Genomic DNA, 20,409 nt, shown 5'->3' on the forward strand with positions numbered 1-20,409 from the left:
CCGGAATTCGAGTCCTCCTCCACCGGCCCCCGCCAATCTGGCGAATGCGGTGGGCACCGCGGATATTTCGCTGGCGAGGAGGAAACGGTGACCGGCACAGCAGCCAGGACCAGGTGGTATCGCATCGCAGCGGTGGCGGCGTCGATCGTGGCGGTCACGCTCGCGATCGCGCTGTGGCCCGAATCCAAGAAGGACTCCGGCGCCGCGACGCTGGGCGTCTCGCCCGCGCTGATCAGTATCGGCGTGGACGGCAAACCCGGGAACGCGGACAGTATTCGGGTCTCGGTGGACGCGGACGGCAACCTGGTGGCCTTCGCCTCCAAGGCGACCAATCTGGTGAGTTCGCCTGTCCCCAACGGTAAATCGCATATCTACCTGCGCGATGTGCGCCATTCCAGCACCATCCAGGTCGATGTCGGGGCGCGCGGCGACTCCGCCGATCAGGGCAGCTGGGATCCCATGCTGGGCGCGGACGGCAACCATGTGCTCTTCTTCTCCGACGCGGGCAATCTGGCGCCCGGCACGAACGGTCGCGCGCATATCTATCTCCGCGATCTGCGCAGCGGCACCACGGTATTGGTCGATGCCAATGCCGCCGGGGAACCGTCGAACCAGGATGCCATCCAGGCCCAGATGTCCTCGGACGGCAAGCATGTGGTGTTCATGTCCCGCGCCACCAATCTGGTGCCCGAGCGGGTCGGCGACACCTGGAATATCTTCCTGCGCGATCTGGACACCGGGCGCACCAGCCTGGTGAACGTGGCCATGGACGGTGCGCTCGCCAATGGCCTGAGCTATGGCGCGTCCATCGACGATCAGCGCCGTACCGTGGCCTTCGCCTCCTTGGCCTCGAATCTGGTACCCGGCGACACCAATGGCGCCAGCGATGTCTTCACCCGGGACCTGACCACCGGGGTCACCACCCGGATCAGCGTGGGGGACACCGGGGTTCAGGGCAACGATATCGCCGTGGGCTCCTCCATCACCCGGGACGGGCGCTACGTCGCGTTCACCTCGCACGCGGACAATCTGCAAGCCGCGCAGCATCCGGGTGATCACACCGCGCACTCCTATATTCGTGATCTCACCGGCAACCGCACCATCGCCATCGATCACGACAGCACGGGCGCACCCGGGAACGGCCAGTCCACCTGGACCTCGCTCACCGGCGACGGGAACGGCGTCATCTTCGCCTCACTGGCCACCAATCTGCTGCCCGCCGCGCCGTCCGGGCGCTACAGCACCTACTACCGCGATCTGAGAACCGGTGAGCTGAGTCTGATCAGCACCAATCCCGCGGGCAAACAGAACAATGGCGAGAACTGGTGGGCGGTGCCGAACCGGGACGCGCGCGTGGTCGCCTATCTGTCCTTCGCCACCGATATGCTCGGCGCGGACACCGGCGGCTACGCCCAGGTGTATCTGCGCACCGGCGGGGTGGCCTCCGATGCCGCGGCGCCCGCGCACGAGGCGCCGAATCGGCCCAGCCGCAACGAGTTCCTCAGCAGTAGCGGTCGCGGCACGGTGAATCTGAGCGGCAGCTCCTATGCGGTGGTGCCGTACCTGAACTACTACGCCTCCTTCCTGGGCAGCAACGCGATCGCGGCCGCGGCTCCGGAGCGGCCGATACCGGACTCGATGGAGTTGACCGAGTCGTGGCGCATCGACTTCTTCGGTGAGGGTTTCGCGGTCACCGGGCAGCCGCCGGAGGCCACGGTGCATTCGGAAGGCTCGGCGCTGCAGGTGGATTGGACCACCACCGGCACCGGCGCCCGCAGCCTCGACCACCTGTGGGAGCGACTGGACTTCCAGCCCACTTCGGCCTTCGGGCAGATCTACCGCATCACCCATACGGTCACGGCCAAGGCGGTGTACGGGGCCGCGGTGCAGACCACCTCGACCCAGGCCCGCACCTTCGTGTGGTGAGGCACACCGTTCGCATCCCGAGGAGAGGAGAGCCGCGGTGACCACCACGGTATCGGTTCGACCGCTCGCACCGAGTGAGCTGGGTTTCACCAGAGCCGAAGTGTACGTGGGGTATTCGGTGCTGGTCGCGGGCTCGCTGGAGCTGGCGCGTCTGGCCCTGGCCTTCGACGCGGTGCGCACCCGCAATCCGATTCTGCGCGCCGCGCTGCTGCCCCGGGACGGTGCGCGCTTCGATATCACCGCACCCGCCGAACCCCGCTGGTCGATGACGGTGGTGCATGATGATCCCGCCCGGGCACCGGTGGAGGTCGAGACGGACCAGTACCGGGCATTGGGCGTGCTGCACGTGGTGCGCGGCTGGGATCGCACCCGGGTCATCCTGCTGACCCATCACAGCATCGCCGACGCCCGGCACTCGCTGGCGCTGCTGGGTGAACTGTGGTGGGCCTACGGTGATCCCGAGGGCGGCGCGGCCGCGCTCGGCGCGATGCGGGGTTATCCGCACTCGGTCGAGACGCTGTTGACCGGTGCGCCGCCGGAGCCGCATGACGCGCCCGCCGTCGAACCCGTGCCGCGGCAGGGCAGCCGGGCGCTGCACACCGATCGCGCGCACCTGAGCGTGGCGCGCACCGCGGCGCTCATCGACTACACCAGAATGACCGGCCTGACCGTGAATTCGGTGGCCTCGGCCGCGATCCTGCTGGCGGAGAGCAGAATTCGCGGGGTGCCGCTGACCGCGCTGCGCTATCTGTACGCGGTGGATCTGCGTTCACGACTGCGCCCGTCGGTCGGCGCGACCGGCGGCACCAATGTCATCGGATTCGCCGACTACCGTGCGCGCGTGGAGCGTTCGGGCCTGCTGGAGTTGGCCGCCGATGTGGCCGCGGATCTGCAACGTCAGCTGGCGGCGGGCGATATCGAGCGCACGGCCCTGCATGGGCCGGATCCGGCGGTACCGGGCGTCGAACTGGTGCGGGCCACCAACTGGGGGCCGATTCCACCGTTCCCGGAACCGCCGGGGCTGACGCTGTCGGACTTCCGGGCCGCCATGACGGTGAACCCGCCGGATTTCCCGGCACCACCGCGCCCGGGCGCGGTACCGCCGGGGGAGTACGTCATGCACACCGCCGACGGCCGCCTGAGCATCGAATTCCTCACCCGGCCGGGCGAATCCGCCGCCAGTGCGCGCCGGCGCGTGGATCTGCTCGGCAAAATACTGAATGAGCTGGGCTGAGCCGGTGCTTCGAGTGGCAGTCGAGCATGCGCGCCAACCATCGACCCATGGCACACTTGGTATTGGCGACCCACGCGGCGCGCGCGCATGTCAACCCCATGGTTCCACTGGTCCGGGAGCTGATTCGGCGCGGGCACGAGGTGTCTTGGTACACCGGCCCGGCCTATCGCGGCACCGTCGAGGAGGCGGGCGCTCGCTATCTCCCGCCCCGGCGCGGAACCTTCGTCGACTTCGATCGGATGGAACTCGACAATCCGCAGATCGTCGCGATGGCGCCGGTGGCTCGCCGGGCGTGGTTCCTCGAGCATGTGTGGGCGGATACCTGCGAGGGGCAATTCCACGATCTGGCAGCGGAATTCCAGCGCGACCCGGGGTCGATCCTGCTCGCGGACTCGGGCATGTGGGCGGCGAATCTGCTGCACGAGGTGCACGGGGTGGTGTGGGCGACCATTTCGCAGTCGCCCATGTCGATTCCGGATCCCGAGCTGCCGCCGTTCGGCAAGGGCTGGCATCCGGCGCCGCCGGGCGGTACCCGCCGCCGCGATGATGTGGCCGGGCGCAATGCCTTCGCCGCCACCTTCGGCCGGGTGGAGATCCAGATGAGCAGGCTGCGTTCGCGATTGGGGCTGCCGCCCGCACGCGGACAGCGGGTGACGCCGTATCTGTTCCTCCAGGCGTCGGTGCCGTCCTTCGAGTATCCGCGGCGGCGGGTGGCCCCGCAGGTGCACTTCGTCGGAGCCCTCATTCCCAAACCCACCCGCCCGCACCTGCTTCCGGCCTGGTACGCCGAGCTGGACACCGATCGTCCGGTCATCCTGGTCACCCAGGGCACCACCGCGCGCGGGCGCGGGGTGCTGATGAGCCGGGCCATCGAGGCGTTCGCCGAGACCGATGCGCTGGTGGTGGTCACCACCGGCGGGCCGGGCACCGAGGTCGGCAGCGAGCAATTGCCGTCCAATGTCCGGGTGGCCTCGTTCGTGCCGTATCACGAACTGCTGCCCAAGGTGGATGTGGTGGTGTGCAACGGCGGCTACGGCACCGTCCAGCAGGCGCTGACACACGCACTGCCGCTGGTGGTTTCGGGCCGACTCGATGACAAGCCGGAGGTGTGCGGGCGGGTGAGCTGGTGCGGTGCGGGTATCGATCTGCGGACCGAACAGCCCAGTCCGGTCGTGCTGCTCCGCGCGGTGGACGCCATCCTGACCGAACCGCATTTCCGGCAGGCCGCATTGCGCATGGCCAATGAGTACGCCCGGCACGACGCGCCCCGGGAGGCGGCCGCGCTGATCGGCAGATTGGCCGAGGAGCGCGCACCGATCGTGCGACCGGTCCTCGCGCGCGGCTACTCGACGGCGGTGCGACCGCGGTGAGTCAGGTGCGGGAGACGGTGGCGGACCCGGAACCGGTGCGCGACCGGGTGCGCTTCGGAGTGCTCGGCTGTGCCGAGATCGCTTGGCGGCGCACCCTTCCCGCGCTGGCGCTGACCCCCGGTGCCGAGCTGATCGCGGTGGCCAGCCGTGAGCCGGACAAGGCCGGCGAATTCGCGACGGCCTTCGACTGTGCCCCGGTGGTGGGCTATGACCGGCTGCTGGCGCGCACCGATATCGACGCCGTCTACATCCCGCTGCCGACCGGTATGCACTTCGACTGGGCGACAAGGGCTTTGGCCGCCGGGAAACACGTCCTGCTGGAGAAGCCGCTCTGCGCCACCGCATCCCAGGCGCGCATTCTGCTCGACGACGCGCGCCGGCGCGGGCTGCTGCTGCGCGAGAACCTGATGTTCCGCTACCACGACCAGCACCGTCGGGTCCGGGAGTTGATCGCGAGCGGTGAGATCGGCGAATTGCGCTCGATCACCGCCAGATTCGGCATTCCCCCGCGCGCGGCGGACGATATTCGCTACCGGCCCGAGTTGGGGGGCGGCGCACTGCTGGATGTCGGGGTCTACCCGATCGCCGCGGCGCAGCTACTGGTGCCCGGACCGCTGTCGGTCGCCGGGGCGATGCGCGCACTCGATCCGGCCACCGGGGTGGATGTGCACGGCGCGGCTCTGCTGGTCAATGGCGACGGGGTCTCGGCGCAGCTGGAGTTCGGCTTCGATCACGGCTATCGCTGCGCCTACGAAATCTGGGGCAGTCGTGGGCATCTGGTGCTCGACCGGGCGTTCACCCCGCCCCCGGACGTGACCCCGGGTATCGAGATATTCGCCCCGCAGCGCCGGGTTTTGCCGGGGCGGCCCGACGATCAGTTCCGAAACGCGCTGCGCGCCTTCGTGAACGCGGTGCGCGCGGGCGTAGGCGTGGATGTGGATCCCGGCGGGGTCGGCGATACCGCGGCCGCGGTGCTGGACCGGGCCCGGTTGCTGGACCGGGTCCGGGCCGTGGGCGCTCAGACCGCGAGTTCCACCTGACTGTGATCGCCGAGTACCAGGCGGTGGATGTGCGCGACGCCGCTGGCGGGGGCGACGCGCACATCCCGTCCGATCAGCGAATCCTGAATCCGCCGAATGCCGGTGATGGCCGAGCCGTCCATGACGATCGACCCCTCCAGTTCGCTGTGCGTGACCGTGCAGTCCCGGCCCACCGAGGTGAACGGGCCCACATAGCTGTGGTCCACCACCGTGCCGGGTCCGATGATGAGCGGTCCCACCAGTCGGGAGCGGTGCACTCGCGCACCCGGTGCGATGACCACCCGGCCGGTGACGGTGGTGTCGGCGTCGACGCTGCCGCGTACATCGCGGTGAATGCCGTCGAGCACGATCTGATTGCACGCCAGCAGATCCGCGGCCCTACCGGTGTCCTTCCAGAAACCGGTGATCACATCCGAGCGCACGGTGCGCCCGGTGCGCAGCAGCCAGTCCAGGGCATCGGTGATCTCGAGTTCGCCGCGGTCGCTGGGTTCGATGGCGCGCACCGCCTCGTGGATGCTCGCGCGGAAGAGGTAGACCCCCACCACCGCCAGGTCGCTGCGCGGCCGGACAGGTTTCTCGGCCAGGCCCAGCACCACCCCGTTCTCGTCGATCTCGGCGACGCCGAACTGGGTGGGATCGGGTACCTTGGCCAAAAGCAGTCGGGCATCACAGGTTTCGGCACCGAAGGTGCGCACCGTCTCCGCGATGCCGCCGACGATGAAATTGTCCCCGAGGTACATGACGAAATCGTCCTCGCCCAGATAGTCCCGGGCGATCAGGACGCCGTGCGCCAGGCCCATGGGGGCCTGCTGCGGCAGATAGGTCACGCGCAGTCCGAAGGCGGAACCGTCACCGATGGCGGCCCGCACCTCCGCGGCGGTATCGCCGACGACAATGCCGACCTCGTGAATCCCGGCGCTGCGCAGGCTCTCCAGCCCGTAGAAGATGACCGGGCGGTTCGCGATCGGGACCAATTGTTTGGCAGAGGTATGGGTGATCGGCCGCAATCGCGTGCCGCGCCCCCCTGCCAGCACCAACCCCTTCATCGAAACTCCTTCGGTACTCGCTGATCCGGCGCAATGGGTTATAGGACTGCCAGGTCGGCCGCGGCCGCCTCGAGGCCCAGGGTGGTGGCCAGCAGGCAGCTCAGCAGTGAGCGGGCCGCGATATTGACCAGATTGCCGTAGCGGGCCAGTTCCACCAGTTGCGGCAGGCTCACCCAGTGGTAGTCCGGTGGTACCGATTCGCCCAGGGCGGGGCCGAGATCGGCGATGACATAACGGTTTTCGGCGCGGTAGAAGCGCCCGCCCTCCTCCGAGTGCAGGACGTCGACCAGTACCGCGCCGGGAGCCGCCGTCAGCAGGGCGTCGAGATAGCGCGGGCGGCGGATCGCGGGCAGTCCGGTGTAGTTGGCGGGGATGGCGGCGACGGTCGGACCGATCTCCACCACCTCGCGGGTACCCGCCTCGGTGCGCGCGTGCACCAGGAAATGCGGGACACCGTCGAAATGCCGTACCGCGAAACCGATCACGCCCGCCGCGATCGGCCGCAGCAACGGCTGGGACCAGCGGGTGATCTCCCGATTACTGGCGCGCACATCCACGCCGATGATCGAGAAGTGCAGTCCGGCTTCGTGTTCGAGCGTGCCGTCCACCCAGTTCCACTCGGGCACCGCACGCAACGGGATCGGGCTCTGGGTCAGCCGATAGCGGGCCCGGGCATCGCGCAGCCAGCTCAGCACCGCGCCCAGCGAATGCCGGGCCGGACCGGAATACGGTGTGGCGACCGATAATTCCGGATAGAGCAACACCATTCCGGCCAATACCGAGCGTGCGGACATATTGACCACATGCGGTCGCACCAGCAACCGCGCCACACAGTCCAGGCGAATCCAATGGAAATCCTCGTGCACCGGAATATCGCCGGTCACCTCGACCACCATATTGCGATTGCGTTTGTGCAGGAACCAGGCGCCCTGTTCGGATTGCATGGCATCGACCAGCACCCGGCCCGGTGCGGGATCGGTGAAATATTCCAGATAGGGCACGGATTTGCCGCCGTGCACCTTGGTGTAGTTGCTACGGGTGGCCTGGACGGTCGGGGACAGTTGCAGCAGATTGATGTTGCCCGGCTCCATCTTCGCCTGCATCAGGCAGTACACGGCACCCCGCACGCGTGTGACGAGAATGCCGAGGATACCGGTCTCGGGTTGCAGGATGATCGGCTGCCGCCAGTGCGCGGTATCGCGGTGGTCGGTGTCGATCTCGACGCCGCGCACGGAGAGGAATTTTCCGGTCTCATGGCTGAGATCGCCGGTGCGGGGCTCGATATGCCATCCCGGCGCATCGTCCAGCCCGATCCGGCGGACCTCGTAGTCGTTGCGTTCCCGGCACTTGTCGAACCAGGCGAAGAACTCCGGCAGCTGATCGATCATAAACAGATTGCACCGGGACGGGCTGGAGCGCCTGTGGGAGCTGACTCGAATTCGATCCGATCAGGCGGTGATCTCCATAACCGCCATCATGCCCATTGCCGAATGATCCAGCAGATGGCAGTGATACACCGTTTTACCGGCATTTTCGGTGAACTTCACCTTGATGCGGACCGTATCGCCGGGCAATGTGGTGACGGTGTCCTTGGGGCCGGTCTCGGCGGGGTCGACGGGTTTTCCATTGCGATCCAACACGGTGAAGTGTGTCAGATGCAAATGCATATTGTGTGGAATCGAGGGTTTGAGATCGTCATTGCGAATGGTCCAGATCTCCGTGGCGCCCAGGGCGATTCGCTGATCGATCCGATTCTCGTCGAACATCTTCCCGTCGATCAGATACATGCCCATGGCCAGATCGAATTTGAAGACCAGCTGCCGCTCCACCGTCGGCGCACCCAGGTCGAGCGCGGGCCGCAGGGCGGCCGGGACCACACTCGCGTCGGTCGCGGATCTGGTCACGTCGAAGCGCATGACCGACTTCACCGCATCGACCTCGCCGATCGAATTGTTCAGCACCAGTTGGGTTCCCACCGGATGCGCGGCGAAATCCACCACCACCTCCACCCGTTCGCCCGGCCAGAGATAGAATTCGGTGACCGTGATCGGCGCGGGCACCAGTCCGCCGTCCGTACCGATGATCTGCATCGGCACCGCATCCCCCAGGGAGAGTTTGAAACCGCGCTCATTGGCGGAGTTGAGGAAGCGCAGCCGGTACTTGCGGGCCGCGACCTCGAAATGCGGTGGCAGCGTGCCGTTCACCAGCAGGGTCTTGCGGTCCTTGAAACCGCCCATGGTGAAGACCAGCTGCCCGGCATCGTCGAATTGGGCGTCCCGCAGCATGATCGGCACGTCGTACTCGCCGGTGGGCAGGCCGAGCGTCTGTTCGGCGGGATCGTCCAGCAGATACATGCCGGCCAGGCCGCGGTAGACGTGTTCGGCCTCGGTCATATGCGAGTGATCGTGGTACCAGAGGGTCGCGCCCGGTTGGGTGTTGGGATAGCGGTAGTCCCGATCCTTACCGGGTTCGATGGTGTCCCAGGGCACCCCGTCCTGGGACACCGGGACATGCCCGCCGTGCAGGTGGGTGCTGATCGGCTCGGTATGGCTGTTGTACTGGGTCAGCACCACCGTACGGCCGCGGGTGGCCTTGATGGTGGGTCCGGGCAGGGTGTCGCCGTAGGTCAGCACCTTGGTGCGCACCCCCGGCAGGATCTCGGTCTCGGTGGTCTTCGCCGCGAGCGCGTAATAGTCCGTATCGCCGGAGGTGTGCGTCGGCTTCAGGATCTGCGGAATCCGCAGCGCCGGTGCGAACGGGCCGGTGGCCGCGGGGGTGGTCGTGGCGGTGGATTCGGTTGCGCCGGTGGCGTTCTCACACGCCGCGAGCGTGAGCGCCACCGCGCCGGTCGCCGCCAACTTGAGGGCGTCTCGCCTGGAAAGGGCCGTCTTGCGATCGTGTCTGGTAGGCACGAGGCAGCATGGCCCCTCCCGCTCGTGCGGCGCTGGAGCCGGGCTGGAACCGGATCAGCCGAAGAGTTCGGCGGGCAGGGGGAACCGTTTGCACAGCGACAGCACGGCCTGTTCGGCCTCGGACCGGATCTCCGGATCGAGGTGGTATTCGGTCTCGCTGATCGGTTCGGTGGCGCTCCACACCTGATCGGTGAGGGCGGCGCACTCGGCCATCTCGCGCACGCCCATCCCGCGCGCGGCCAGACTGTTGGTGCCCAGGCGCACCCCGCCGGTGACCAGTGCCGAGTAGCCGTCGCGGTCGAGTTTGTTGCGGTTCACCACGATTCCGCAGGATTCGGCGGCGCGTTCGGCGATGGCGCCGGTGAGACCGCGCGCGGCCACATCCACCAGCACGATGTGATTGTCGGTGCCGCCGGTGCGAATCGCCCACCCGCAGCGCTGTAATGCCGCGGCCAGCGCGGCGGCATCGTCCTGGATGCGGCCGGTCAGGTCGCGGAACTGCGGGGTCGCGGCCATGGCGAAGGCGCGTGCCTTGGCGGCGATGGTATTGATGCGCGGGGTGCCCTGGAAGTACGGGAAAGCGCCGTGCTGCAACATGCCCGCGAGCGTTTTGCCGCGGCCCGGTGAGGGCGCGTTCGCATCGGGACCCATCAGGATGAGCCCGCCGCGCGGACCGAAGAGCTGTTTGTAGGTGCTGGTGGTGGTGAAGTGCGCGACCCGCACCGGGCTCGGATGCCGCCCGCCCACCACCAGACCCGCGATATGGGAGATATCGGCGAGCAGATACGCGCCCACCTCGTCCGCGATGGCCCGGAACCGCTCGAAATCGATGAGCCGGGGATAGGCGCTGGCCCCGCAGATGATGAGGGTGGGGCGGTGTGTGCGGGCCAGTTCGGCGACCTCGGCGTAATCGATGAAGCCGTGCTCGTCCAGGCCGTAGCCGATACCGGTGAAGTAGGTGCCGGAGAACGAGGCGGTCGCACCGTGCGTGAGGTGACCGCCGGCGTCCAGGCGCAGCCCGAGCACGGTATCGCCGGGGCGCAGCAGCGCGGTCATGACGATCTGATTCGCGCCGGTGCCCGAATGCGGTTGCACATTGGCGTAATCCGCGCCGAAGAGCTCCTTGGCGCGGGCGATGGCCAGGCGCTCGATATCGTCGATCACCGCGCAGCCCGCGTGATAGCGCCGGCCCGGATACCCCTCGGTGGTCACATTGCTGGCCGGGGTGGATTCGCAGGCCAGCACCGAGACGTCGGCCAGACTGGACGAGGCGATCATGGCCAAAGTGTCCTGCTGACGCAGGTATTCGCGTTCCAGTAGCGAGAACAGTTCCGGGTCACCGGCTTCGAGCCGGTCCACCCCGTCCAGCGCGAGCGCGCGCAATGAGCCATTGCGCATCGAGGCAGTGCGCATGGGACACCTCCGGATTCGGTGTCGGCACTACCGATCCGGCCGACGCTGCCCGGCAGTCTCGGCCGGTTCGATCGCGCGCTGCTCGCGGCGTGGTCGAGGGTCCGGGTCAGTGCGTGCGCAGGACCCGGCGCAGCACCGCGGTCAACTCCTCGGCGGCATTGTCGGTGGATTCCGAAGTGCGCCAGGCGACTACACCGTCCGGGCGGACCAGTACCGCACCGCGTTCGGAGACCCCGTATGCCTGATGCCACAGCGCCTTGTGATCGTGCAGGCAGTCGGTGAGCGGCACCCCGCGATACCGGGTGACCGGACCGCGCAGCTCGGAGCCGGGGGCGATGCGATAGCGCCGGATCGCCACCCCGACCCGATCGGCCACCCGCGCGCAGGCTTCGAACCAGGCGGCGCCCTCGGCCCCGGCGAAGAGTACGAACTCCGCACCGAACAGATCGATGGTGGAGATGGCGCGCCCGGCCTCGAGCACGGGCACGTGCGGGGCGCGAGTGCCGACCGAACCGTCGAGCGCGGTGGGCCAGATATCCTCGGGTACACCGGGATTCGCCCCATCCTCGGTGGCCTGGGTGGCCTGGGTGGCCTGGGTGGCCTGGGTGGCCTGGGTGGCCTGGGTGGCCTGGGTGGCCTGGGTGACTGGGGTGGCCGGGGTGGGCGACGTGGCCGTGGTCGCCGTGGTGTTGGGGGGAGTGGTGGTGATGTCGTCGTGCTGGCGGGGGCCGAACCAGACGAGTTCGTCCGCGATGATCGCCGGGTTCGGCGGAGCGGGATCCTCATGCGCCATGCGCGGGCGGTCCATCGAGCGCAGTACGGCCTGGCGCACGGTGGCCGCCGCCGCTCGGCCGCGTTCGGTCGCATAGGTGTCCAGGAGTTCGTCCCCGGCGGTGCGGCGCAGCACCGCGGCCAGCTTCCAGGCGAGGTTGTGCGCGTCGGCGATTCCGGTATTGGAGCCGAACGCCCCGCTGGGCGGCATGACATGCGCCGCGTCCCCGGCGAGCAGTACCCGCCCCCGGCGCAGCCGCGCCGCCACCGCGCCCGCGGACCGCCAGGCCCCCGCACCCAGCACGCTCACCTCCAGATCGGGCACCCCGGTGACGGTGCGGATCACCTCGGCGCATCTGTCCTCGGTGAACGATTCCGGCGTCTCACTCGCCGGATCGAACATGACGTGCACCAGCCAGTCCCGGGCATTGTCGATCGGCAGCAGCGCGGCGCGATAGCGGCCGAAGGTATAGGCCATGATGAACCGGCGATCCCCGAGCTGGTCGCGCAGATCGGCCCGGAAATGCACATTCATGAAGTGCCCCAATGTCTGTTCGCCCTCGAAATCGATCCCGAGCAGCTGCCGGACCGTGCTGCCCGCACCGTCGGCGGCGATCACATAGGCGGCGCGCACCTCGCGCTCGGTCCCCGAACGGTCCCGCACCCGCAGTCGCACCGCTTCCGCGTCCTGGGTGAGATCCACGACCTCGGAACCGAATTCGATGAGCGCGCCGAGTTCGCGGGCATGGTCGGCGAGCAGTGGCTCGAGCTCACCCTGATGGCACAGGCACCAGCTCGCCGGTGTCAGCTCGCCCAGTTCGCCGTCGACCTCGGCGACATAGCCTTCGCGTAGCGCGCCGATCTCGGCCCCGGCCAGCGATTGCATGGCGATGATGCCGGTATTGGCGCGCAGCGCCCGCGCCGAGACCGTCTGCCGAATCCGTTCCGCCAGACCGATTTCGCTCATCAACTCCATGGTGCGCGGATTGATCCCGCGTGAGCGCGGCTGGCTCGACAGCGTCTCGCGCCGCTCCACCACCAGGCTGTGCACCCCGTGCCAGGCCAGGAAACACGCCGCCGAGAGGCCGACGAGACCGCCTCCGACGATCACAACGGGGTATGTCCGGTCACTGGTCATCCTTGTTCTCCTCACCCGATGGCCGCGAATCCTTCCGCGCGCCAGGCATAGTCGCCGGTCGGGCTCGAATGACGCTCGGCCGCAACTACAGTCGTGGCCCGCCCGGCGGCGCTGCTCCAGTGCCACTCCAGGTTCGTTCCAGCGCGCACCGCCAATCTGCTCGCACAGCAACCGGATCCGTGGGGTTGCCGAGCGAGAAGGTAGAGCGGATGAGCAGCGCTTCCGAATCAGCGGTCGTCACCGGCATCGGTGTCGCCGCGCCGACCGGACTCGGCATCGACGCCCACTGGCAGTCGGTGCTGGCGGGCAAGACCGGGATCGCCCGGATCACGCGGTTCGATCCGTCCGGCTATCCGGTGCGCTTCGCCGGCGAGGTCTCCGAATTCGAAGCCGCGGAATGGGTTCCGGGCCGGTTGATCCCGCAGACCGACCGCTGGACGCATCTGGCGCTGTACGCCGCGGAGGCGGCGCTGGCCGATGCGGCGGCGGATCCGGCCGCCTTCGACGAGTACGACATGGCCGTGGTCACCTCGAGTTCGTCCAGCGGTACCGAGTTCGGCCAGCGCGAAATGGACAAGCTGTACAACAAGGGGCCGTCCTGGGTGGGGGTCTACCAATCCATCGCCTGGTTCTACGCCGCCACCACCGGACAGGTCGCCATCCGGCACGGGATGCGCGGACCCTGCGGGGTGATCTGCGCCGAACAGGCCGGTGGCCTGGACGCCATCGCCAAGTCGCGCAGGCTGATTCGGGCCGGCACCAAACTGGTGGTGAGCGGCGGCCTGGACTCGGCGATGTGCCCGTACGCGCTGGTCTCCCAGCTGCCGCCGGGGCGGCTGTCCACATTGCCCGATCCCGAGCGCGCCTACGCGCCCTTCGACGCCGAAGCCTGCGGATCGCTCCCGGGTGAGGGCGGCGCGGTCATCATCGTGGAGCCGGCCAATGAGCGCAATCGCGCACACCGGTGGGGCACCGTACTGGGCTACGCGGCGGGCTTCGACCCCACCGCCGGCCGCGAGGGCGCGCGGGTGCTGCAGCGGGTGATCGAACGAGCCCTGGCCGATGCCGAACTGGCCCCGGCCGATATCGATGTCGTCTTCGCCGACGGCGCGGGCCTGCCCGCGGACGATCTCGCCGAGGCGCAGGCGATCACGGGAGTCTTCGGCCCGCAGCGGATTCCGGTCACCGTACCCAAGACCATGACCGGGCGACTCTACGGGGGCGGCTCCTCGCTCGATGTGGCCACCGCACTGCTGGCGCTGCGCCACCAGGTGATTCCGCCGACCACCGCCACCACCCGCCTCGCCCCCGGCTGTGAGATCGATCTGGTGCTGGAGACCCCGCGCCCGGCCCGGCTGCGCACCGCGCTCGTGCTGGCCCGCGGCTACGGCGGCTATACCTCGGCTCTGCTGCTGGGCGGGCCGAACACCCGAGGGGAATGAGGAGTCCGATGACTGGACACACCGATAATCACATCGTCATCGACGCGCCGATGGACCTGGTCTGGGATATGACCAATGACATCGAGTCCTGGACAGAGCTTTTCACCGAATACGGTGAGGCGAAGATCCTGTCCGAACGCGACGGCGTCATCCGCTTCAAACTGGCCCTGCATCCCGACGAGACCGGCACGGTCTGGGGCTGGGTCTCCGAGCGGGTGCCGAACAAGGCCGGTCGCACCGTGCGCTCCGCGCGCGTGGAAACCGGGCCGTTCAAATACATGTCGCTGTTCTGGGAGTACCTCGAGGTGCCGGGCGGCATCAAGATGCGCTGGGTGCAGGACTTCGAGATGCGCCCGCAGGCGCCCATCGACGACGCCGCCATGACCGATCGGCTCAATACCAATACCGCCGAGCAGATGAAGATCATCAAGGACAAGATCGAGTCCGTGGCCAAGGCGGGCTGATCGCGGCGGTGACAGCGAATATCGTTCTCGCACTGGTGGTTCTGGCCAACGGTCTGGCCGCGGGCGTACTCGTGGGCACCGAACTCGGCGGCTTCCCGCTCATGCGCGCGCTGCCCGCCGACCAGTACGTGACCACGCACGCGTTCTTCTCCACCCGATACGACCCGTTCATGCCCGCCTGCCTGCTGGGCACCGTACTCGGCGATACCGCCGCGGTATTGCTCGCCGGAAGTGCCACGCAGGCACTGTTCTTCGGCCTGGCCGCCGCCGCGGCACTGGTCACCATCCTCATCTCGCTGACCAAGAACGTGCCGCTGAACAAATGGGTCCAGCGTGCCGATCCGCACCGGCCGCCCGCCGACTGGCAGGCCCGGCGCACCAACTGGGGGCTGTGGAACCGGCGGCGCACGCTGCTGGTGAGCGCCGCCTTCGTGGCCAATTGCGTGGCCATCGCCCTGGCGTGACACGCATCGGCCGACCATCGAAAGTTTCCAGACAGGAGCGTAATTCGGATGACTCTCAATCTGTCCGGCCGCAAGGCCCTGGTCACCGGCGGCACCCGCGGCTGCGGCCGCGGCATCGTGCTGGCACTGGCCCGCAACGGCGTCGATGTCATCACCTGCTATCAGCAGGACAGCGAGGCCGTGGCCTCGCTCACCCGCGAACTCAAGGAGCTCGGCGGCAACCACCATGTGGTGCGCGCCGACGTGACCCAGCCCGAGCAGATCGACGCGCTGCTGGCGCTGGCGCAGCAGGAGTTCGGCAGCCTGGACCTGGTGGTCAACAATGCCGGTGCGATCAGCCACGTGCCGTTCGGTGAACTGCCGCTGGAGGAATGGCATCGGATCATCGACACCAACCTGACCGGAACCTTCCTGGTCATCCAGCGCGCGTTGCCGCTGCTGGGCGCGGGCGCGTCGGTGATCAGCATCGGCTCCAAATCCTCCGAGGTCGGCATTCCGCTGCGCGCGCACTACACCGCCACCAAGCACGCGCTGCGCGGTTTGAGTCGCTCGCTGGCGAAAGAGTTCGGCGGCAAGGGAATTCGCTTCAACACCCTGGCCCTGGGCGTAATCCACACCGAGGAGCTGGACGCCCGCCCGCAGGAGACGCGCGAGGCGATGATCGCCCAGTACAGCGCCAAGACCGCGCTGGGCCGGCTCGGCACCCCCGATGAGGTGGCCGGTGCGGTGCTGTTCCTGGCCAGCGATCTGGCCCGGTACGTCACCGGCGCCACCATTCACGTGGACGGCGGGATCTCGTGATGAGCGACGCGACGTTCCGGGTCATGCTGCGCATGCAGATCAACCCGGGTATGGAGGCCGATTTCGAGGCGCTGTGGCTGCAGATCGGGGACGGGGTCACCTCGCATCCGGCCAATCGCGGCCAATGGCTCTCGCGCAGTGATGAGGAGACCGGGGTCTACTACATCGTCAGCGACTGGGTCGATGAGCCGCGCTTCCGCGAATTCGAAACCAGCGCAAGACATCTCGCGCATCGTCAGCATCTGCACCCGTTCCGCTCCGGCGGTTCGATGACGACCATGACGATCGTCGCGCATCTCACCGAGGCGGCCACCGCGACCACCCATGCCGAATGGGAGGCGACCGCATGGGCGGCGAAGTGAGGGTGCTCGTCTACCACCTCACCGAGCACGGCGACGCCGTGCACGCGGCGTACCACGAGGTCAGCCGGGAGATGTCCGAGGTCCCCGGCATGCTCGGCAACGAACTGCTGCGCTCGGTCTCGGATCCGGGCAGCTTCGTCGTACTCAGCAGATGGCAGGACCTGGAGTCGTTCCAGGTGTGGGAGCGCGGCGCGCGGCATCGGGACAGCACCGCGGCGCTGCGGCCCTATCAGGACACGCGGATGGCCAGACCATTCGCCGTGCTCGAGGTCAGCGCCTCGTACTGAGGCAGCGGGAGTGGAAATGACCAGTGCAGTAGCGGAATCCGAATGGCTCAAATGCGAGGGTTGCCGGGGCCTGATCTACCGGAACCGGTACCGGCGATTGGGCCGGACCTGCCCGGAGTGCGGGTGGCACGGACCCCTCACCCCCGATGAGCGGCTGGCGCTGCTCCTGGACCCCGGCTCCGAACACGAAGCGCTGCCGGCGGATACGGTCGTGGACCCGCTGGGATTCGTGGACCGCAAACCCTACCGCGCCCGCCTGACCGAGGCGCACCACCGGGTCGGCGCGGACGCGGTGCGGGTGGTGCGCGGGCGTATCGGCGGCCGGGCGGTGGTGGCGGCGGTCATGGACTTCCGCTTCCTGGGCGGCAGCCTCGGCGTCGCGGCGGGGGAGGCGATCACCACCGCCTGCGAACTCGCTCGCGCCGAACGGATTCCGCTCCTGCTGATCACCGCCTCGGGCGGGGCCCGGATGCAGGAGGGCGCGCTGGCGCTCATGCAGATGGCCAAGACCAGCAATGCCATGGCCGAGCTGGACGCGGCCGGCGTGCTCACCCTGACCCTGGTCACCGATCCCACCTACGGCGGGGTGGCGGCGTCGTTCGCCTCGCTCTCGGATGTGATCATCGCCGAACCCGGTGCGCGCATGGGCTTCGCCGGTCCCCGGGTGATCGAACAGACCGTGCGGCAGGTGCTGCCGGAGGGCTTCCAGACCGCGGACTTCCTGCTGCGCTCCGGACTCGCCGACGATGTGCGCTCACGCGCCGAACTGCCGCAGGCGCTGCGGGTACTGCTGGCCGTGCAGGACCGGCCCGAATCCGACTGGGGCGCGGGCGAATCCGATGCGGTGATCCGCGATCCGCAGCTGATCGACCCCATCGCGGCGGTGGAACAGGTGCGTCTGGCCCGGCATCGGGACCGGCCCACCACCCTGGAACACCTCGCCGCCTGGACCGACGGCTTCGTGGAACTGCACGGTGACCGGATGGGCGCGGACTGCCCCAGCATCGTCTGCGGCATCGCCGCGCTCGACGGACTGCCGGTGGTCGTCATCGGCCATCAGAAAGGCCGCGAGACAAGGGAATTGGCGCGTCGCAACTTCGGCATGCCGACCCCGGCGGGCTATCGCAAGGCGCGGCGCATGATGCGCCTGGCCGGCAAGCTCGGACTGCCGCTGGTCACCCTGGTCGATACGCCCGGCGCGTATCCGGGTGCGGACGCCGAACGGCACGGACAGGCCGCGGCCATCGCCGAATGCCTGCGCGAACTCGGCACCCTGCCGGTGCCGGTGGTCAGCGTCATCACCGGTGAGGGCGGCAGCGGCGGCGCGCTGGCCCTGGCGGTCGCGGACCGGGTCCTGTTGTGCCGCAACGCCGTCTACTCGGTGATCAGCCCCGAGGGATGCGCGGCGATTCTCTGGCGTGACCGCGGCCGGGTCGCCGAGGCGGCCGATGCGCTGCGCTTGGACGCCCGCACCCTGCTGGAGCTGGGCGTGGTGGACGGGATCGTGCCCGAACCCGAAGGGGGCGCGCACCTCAACCCCGAAGCCGCCTCCGGGGCGGTCCGCGCCGCCATCGTCTGCGCGCTGCGCGAATTGCGCGGCACCGCCGCCGCCGAGCTGGTGCGCACCCGTCAGGAACGATTCCGCCGCTACGGGGTGGTCCGATGAACGCCGAACCGATCTTCGACACCGTTCTCGTGGCCAACCGCGGCGAGATCGCACTGCGGATCCTGCGCACCTGCCGTGATATGGGAATCCGCACGGTCGCGGTGTACTCGACCGGGGACCGCGACTCCGCAGTGGTCCGGGCCGCCGACCGCGCCGTGCACATCGGCCCGGCGGCGGCTCGGCGCAGCTACCTGTACGCGCCCGCCATTATCGAGGCGGCGCACAGCACCGGGGCCCAGGCCATCCATCCCGGCTACGGATTCCTCTCCGAGGACCCGGATTTCGCCGAGATCTGCGGGGCCGAACAGCTGGTCTTCATCGGCCCGCCGCCCGAGGTCATGGCCCGGCTCGGCGATAAGTCACTGGCCCGGAAACTACTGGGGGAGGCCGGTATTCCGGTACTGCCCGGTAGCGAGGGTGCGGTGGCCACCGCCGAGGAGGCCGAGCGGGTCGCCGCGCGCATCGGCTGCCCGCTCATCATCAAGGCCGCGGCGGGCGGCGGCGGACGCGGTATGACCGTGGTGCGCGACCCCGCCGACCTCGGGCGCGCCTATCGCGCCACCCGCGCCGCGGCCCGCATCGCCTTCGGCGACGACCGGGTGTACCTGGAGCGCTATCTCGACGACGCCCGCCATATCGAGGTCCAGATTCTGGCCGATCGGCACGGGAATGTGCGGCACCTGGGCGAGCGGGACTGTTCGGTGCAGCGGCGGCATCAGAAGCTGATCGAGGAGAGCCCCGCGCCCGAACTGCCCGTCGACCTCGCCGAGCGGCTGGGGGCGTACGCGGTGCGGGGCGCGCGGGCCACCGGCTATGTCGGCGCGGGCACCTTCGAATTCCTGGTCACCGCTACCGAAGTCGCGCTCATCGAGGTGAATTGCCGTATCCAGGTGGAGCATCCGGTGACCGAGGCGGTCACCGGCATCGATATCGTCGCCGAACAGCTGCGCATCGCGGCCGGACATTCGTTGCGGCACAGTCAGGCCGAACTGGTGCGGCGCGGCGTAGCCATCGAATGCCGCATCAATGCCGAGGATCCCGCGCACGGCTACCGGCCCAGTCCGGGCTTGCTCGAGGTGTTCCGGCCCCCGGGCGGCCCGTTCATCCGGGTCGATACGCACGCCCACCCCGGCTATCGCATTCCCGCGGAATACGACTCACTGCTGGCCAAGGTCATCGCCTGGGGTCCCGATCGCCCCACCGCCATCGCCCGCATGCGGCGCGCCCTGGCCGAATTCGAGATCGAGGGGCCGGGGGTGCGGGTGACCACCGGCATTCTCACCGAGATCCTCGGCGATCCGGAATTCCTCGCCGGCGCCCACACCACGGCATTCCTGGACCTGCGCGAACCGCGGGCCACCGATGTCGCCTGAAGGAGAATAACCATGCGGCTGTATCTGTTTCGCTTCGGCGTGATCCCCGGGATCAATGCCCCCGTCCCCGGCTATCTCGTCCAGACCGAGGACGGGGTGAACATCCTCATCGACACCGGGGCCGAACCCGGCGGCATGGTCCAGGTCGACCCGCAGGACGATCCGGTGGCCCGGCTGGCCGCGGTCGGTGTCCGGCCCGCCGATGTGGATTTCGTGGTGTGCTCGCACCTGGACCCCGATCACGCCGGTAACCACGACCGCTTTCCCGGCGCGGAATTCGTGGTGCAGCGCACCCATCTGGCCGCCGCGCGCGCCGGAGACGTCCCGCGCCTGCTGGCGGCCAAAGAGCATTGGGGCGCACCGGGTTTGCGCTACCGGGAGGTGGACGGCGATACCGAACTGCTGCCCGGCATCGAACTGATCGCCTCCGGCGGGCATGTCCCCGGCCATCAATCGGTGCTGGTGCGGCTGCCCGGCACGGGCCCGGTCCTGCTGGCCGTGGACGCCATCCCCAACGGTATGGCGCTGGACGCGGCGGCCCGTCCGATCTTCCCGTTCGACACCGATGAGGAGCAGGTGCGTGTCAGCACGGCCAAACTCATCGACCTCGCCGAGCGCGAGGGGGCGCTGATCGTGCGCGGTCACGATGCCGAGCAGTGGCCCACGCTGCGGCACGCGCCCGAATTCTACGGCTAGGACA

At 68.6% G+C, this 20,409-nt stretch carries 18 protein-coding genes; 13 read left to right on the forward strand and 5 right to left on the reverse strand.

The annotated features are described in order from the left end of the window. Nucleotides 1–87: 87 nt before the first annotated feature. From NA10_RS03285 to NA10_RS03300, 4 genes are read left to right on the forward strand one after another with little or no spacing between them, the layout of a single operon-like run. Nucleotides 88–1,926: a TolB-like translocation protein gene (locus NA10_RS03285; protein ID WP_157555996.1), complete on the forward strand. Its 1,839-nt coding sequence runs from the start codon at nt 88–90 to the stop codon at nt 1,924–1,926. A 37-nt stretch (nt 1,927–1,963) separates the two neighbouring features. Further along, nucleotides 1,964–3,160: a phthiocerol/phthiodiolone dimycocerosyl transferase family protein gene (locus NA10_RS03290; RefSeq protein WP_067563122.1), complete on the forward strand. Its 1,197-nt coding sequence runs from the start codon at nt 1,964–1,966 to the stop codon at nt 3,158–3,160. Between the two features lie 47 nt (nt 3,161–3,207). Next, nucleotides 3,208–4,530, forward strand: coding sequence for a glycosyltransferase (locus tag NA10_RS03295; protein WP_067563124.1), 1,323 nt, complete (start codon nt 3,208–3,210; stop codon nt 4,528–4,530). After that, complete coding sequence (locus tag NA10_RS03300) at nt 4,527–5,570, forward strand: Gfo/Idh/MocA family protein (RefSeq protein ID WP_218021435.1); 1,044 nt, start codon at nt 4,527–4,529, stop codon at nt 5,568–5,570. The genes NA10_RS03295 and NA10_RS03300 overlap by 4 nt, the downstream gene beginning before the upstream one ends. Here the strand turns inward: NA10_RS03300 and NA10_RS03305 are convergent. The 5 genes from NA10_RS03305 to NA10_RS39075 form a co-directional block, all read right to left on the reverse strand. After that, on the reverse strand, nt 5,549–6,616 hold the full coding sequence (locus NA10_RS03305; RefSeq protein WP_067563127.1) for a glucose-1-phosphate thymidylyltransferase: 1,068 nt from the start codon (nt 6,614–6,616) through the stop codon (nt 5,549–5,551). The genes NA10_RS03300 and NA10_RS03305 overlap by 22 nt on opposite strands. 38 nt (nt 6,617–6,654) lie before the next feature. Further along, nucleotides 6,655–8,004, reverse strand: a complete 1,350-nt coding sequence (locus tag NA10_RS03310; RefSeq protein ID WP_067563129.1) for an NDP-hexose 2,3-dehydratase family protein — start codon at nt 8,002–8,004, stop codon at nt 6,655–6,657. Nucleotides 8,005–8,064: 60 nt separating this feature from the next. Further along, complete coding sequence (locus NA10_RS03315; protein ID WP_067563131.1) at nt 8,065–9,528, reverse strand: multicopper oxidase family protein; 1,464 nt, start codon at nt 9,526–9,528, stop codon at nt 8,065–8,067. Between the two features lie 54 nt (nt 9,529–9,582). Then, nucleotides 9,583–10,941: a serine hydroxymethyltransferase gene (glyA, locus tag NA10_RS03320; RefSeq protein ID WP_218021436.1), complete on the reverse strand. Its 1,359-nt coding sequence runs from the start codon at nt 10,939–10,941 to the stop codon at nt 9,583–9,585. A gap of 106 nt (nt 10,942–11,047) precedes the next feature. Further along, nucleotides 11,048–12,850, reverse strand: a complete 1,803-nt coding sequence (locus tag NA10_RS39075; RefSeq protein WP_084514259.1) for an FAD-dependent oxidoreductase — start codon at nt 12,848–12,850, stop codon at nt 11,048–11,050. Between the two features lie 209 nt (nt 12,851–13,059). Between NA10_RS39075 and NA10_RS03330 the strand changes: the two genes are divergently transcribed. The 9 genes from NA10_RS03330 to NA10_RS03370 are packed head-to-tail and all read left to right on the forward strand — an operon-like array spanning nt 13,060 to nt 20,405. Next, nucleotides 13,060–14,292 carry a ketosynthase chain-length factor gene (locus tag NA10_RS03330; protein WP_067563139.1) on the forward strand — a complete coding sequence of 411 codons (1,233 nt, stop codon included), beginning with the start codon at nt 13,060–13,062 and terminating at the stop codon, nt 14,290–14,292. A gap of 8 nt (nt 14,293–14,300) precedes the next feature. Continuing rightward, the gene (locus NA10_RS03335) at nt 14,301–14,756 is read left to right on the forward strand and encodes an SRPBCC family protein (protein ID WP_067563142.1); all 456 of its coding nucleotides are present in this window, start codon (nt 14,301–14,303) and stop codon (nt 14,754–14,756) included. An 8-nt stretch (nt 14,757–14,764) separates the two neighbouring features. Continuing rightward, nucleotides 14,765–15,220: an anthrone oxygenase family protein gene (locus NA10_RS03340; RefSeq protein ID WP_067563145.1), complete on the forward strand. Its 456-nt coding sequence runs from the start codon at nt 14,765–14,767 to the stop codon at nt 15,218–15,220. A gap of 48 nt (nt 15,221–15,268) precedes the next feature. Then, entirely contained in the window at nt 15,269–16,021 is a 753-nt protein-coding gene (locus NA10_RS03345) for an SDR family NAD(P)-dependent oxidoreductase (RefSeq protein WP_067563148.1), read from the forward strand. Further along, nucleotides 16,021–16,383: an antibiotic biosynthesis monooxygenase family protein gene (locus NA10_RS03350; protein ID WP_067563150.1), complete on the forward strand. Its 363-nt coding sequence runs from the start codon at nt 16,021–16,023 to the stop codon at nt 16,381–16,383. Before NA10_RS03345 ends, NA10_RS03350 begins: the two co-directional genes overlap by 1 nt. Next, the gene (locus NA10_RS03355) at nt 16,368–16,670 is read left to right on the forward strand and encodes an antibiotic biosynthesis monooxygenase family protein (RefSeq protein ID WP_067563152.1); all 303 of its coding nucleotides are present in this window, start codon (nt 16,368–16,370) and stop codon (nt 16,668–16,670) included. The genes NA10_RS03350 and NA10_RS03355 overlap by 16 nt, the downstream gene beginning before the upstream one ends. A 16-nt stretch (nt 16,671–16,686) precedes the next feature. Beyond that, nucleotides 16,687–18,336, forward strand: coding sequence for an acetyl-CoA carboxylase carboxyl transferase subunit alpha (gene accA, locus NA10_RS03360; RefSeq protein ID WP_067563155.1), 1,650 nt, complete (start codon nt 16,687–16,689; stop codon nt 18,334–18,336). Then, the gene (locus NA10_RS03365) at nt 18,333–19,709 is read left to right on the forward strand and encodes an acetyl-CoA carboxylase biotin carboxylase subunit (protein ID WP_067563157.1); all 1,377 of its coding nucleotides are present in this window, start codon (nt 18,333–18,335) and stop codon (nt 19,707–19,709) included. Before accA ends, NA10_RS03365 begins: the two co-directional genes overlap by 4 nt. Before the next feature lie 12 nt (nt 19,710–19,721). Continuing rightward, nucleotides 19,722–20,405: an N-acyl homoserine lactonase family protein gene (locus NA10_RS03370; RefSeq protein WP_067563159.1), complete on the forward strand. Its 684-nt coding sequence runs from the start codon at nt 19,722–19,724 to the stop codon at nt 20,403–20,405. The last annotated feature ends 4 nt before the right edge of the window (nt 20,406–20,409 follow it).

Source organism: Nocardia acidivorans NBRC 108247, from assembly GCF_001625085.1.
GTDB lineage: Bacteria > Actinomycetota > Actinomycetes > Mycobacteriales > Mycobacteriaceae > Nocardia > Nocardia acidivorans.